Genomic DNA, 1,406 nt, shown 5'->3' on the forward strand with positions numbered 1-1,406 from the left:
GAAGCGAGCATTATCGCGTCAGAAGTCACACCCGCCGGGTGGTCTGCGGATTAGTAGGGACTCCGACGTCCCCACGCGTGTCCGTTGACCAGGGACGCCCAACTAGGTGTAACGTCAGGAGCAACAATATGGCTTCTGCGGCAACGACGGATCGGCGGTCCTGATGGTCGGTATACCCGGCTCGGCGGGGCTCGTCCTGGTCGCCGGGGTGGCTCATCTGAACGAGGAGAGCGCCGTCTTCGAGGCGATGCTGACCGGGTGGGGTCGTCAGCAGGCCTCCCGGCTGCTGGGTGAGAAGACCATCAGCGACCGGGTCCGGCTGGTCCGTCGGTTCACCGAGTTCGCCGAGTCCTACCCGTGGTCGTGGGGCCCTGGGGACGTGGAGGACTTCACGGTATCCCTGGCCAGCGGTGACGGTCGTCGGTCACCCTCGACGATCCGCGGGTACCACCTGGCGCTGCGGATGTTCTGCGATTACCTCACCGACGCCCGGTACGAGTGGCCCCGCCAGTGTCGCGACCGGTTCGGCTCGGTGCCCTCGCAGGTGTGCCACGAGTGGAACACGGTGGCGCACCTGAACGAGTACGAGGGCCGCCCGGCACGGCGACCGCTCACCTACGGGGAGTTGCAGGATCTCTTCGACCACCTGGACGCCCAGGTCGAACGGGCCGCGTCCTCGGGCCGCAAGGGAGCGTTGAGCGCGTTGCGGGACGCGCAGGTCTTCAAGACCGCCTATGCGTTCGGCCTGCGCCGCAACGAGCTGTGCCGCCTGGACGTGGCCGACCTGCGCCCCAACCCGCACGTGCCCAGGTGGGGAACGTACGGCTCGGTGCACGTCCGCTACGGCAAGGCCGTTCGCGGCGGTACCCCGCGCCGCCGCACGGTCCTGGCGGTGCCCGAGTTCGACTGGGCCATCGAAGGGATGCGGCAGTGGGTCGAGCAGGCCCGTCCGCTGTTCGGCGTGCCTGGACATCCAGCCCTGTGGGTGACCGAGCGGCTCTCACGGGTCTCGTTGCGCCACTTCGACGCCCGTTTCGCGACGGTCCGCCACCAGGCGGGCCTGGACCCGGCGTTGTCGCTGCACTGCCTGCGCCACTCCTACGTGACTCACCTGGTCGAGTTCGGCTACCCCGAACGGTTCGTCCAGGAGCAGGTCGGGCACGCCTACGCCTCGACCACCGCGATCTACGCCTCGGTCAGCAACGACTTCAAGGACAAGACGCTCAAGGCCGCGCTGGAGCGCGTCTACGCACCCACCGATCAGGAGGACCAGTGATGACCGTCCGCACCGTGATGGGGTGGAACCTGCGTCAGGTGATGGCCACCCACGGCATGTACCAGACCTCCGAGCTCGTCCCGCTGCTGGCCGAGCGCGGGGTCCACCTGTCCCGTGAGCACGTCTACCG

General features: G+C 68.2%; 1 protein-coding gene. It reads left to right on the forward strand.

Translation table 11 applies throughout. From position 1 onward, the window contains the following. The first annotated feature begins 163 nt into the window (after window positions 1–163). The gene (locus D4B81_RS17745; RefSeq protein WP_122263978.1) at window positions 164–1,276 is read left to right on the forward strand and encodes a tyrosine-type recombinase/integrase; all 1,113 of its coding nucleotides are present in this window, start codon (window positions 164–166) and stop codon (window positions 1,274–1,276) included. Window positions 1,277–1,406: the final 130 nt, after the last annotated feature.

Origin of the sequence: Ornithinimicrobium cerasi (genome assembly GCF_003702705.1) — a bacterium.
In the GTDB taxonomy this organism is placed as follows: Bacteria; Actinomycetota; Actinomycetes; order Actinomycetales; family Dermatophilaceae; genus Ornithinicoccus; species Ornithinicoccus cerasi.

Excerpts from the sequence above, each read along its gene's own strand:
- D4B81_RS17745 (WP_122263978.1), top strand. The coding sequence starts at position 164 with ATGGTCGGTATACCCGGCTCGGCGGGGCTCGTCCTGGTCGCCGGGGTG.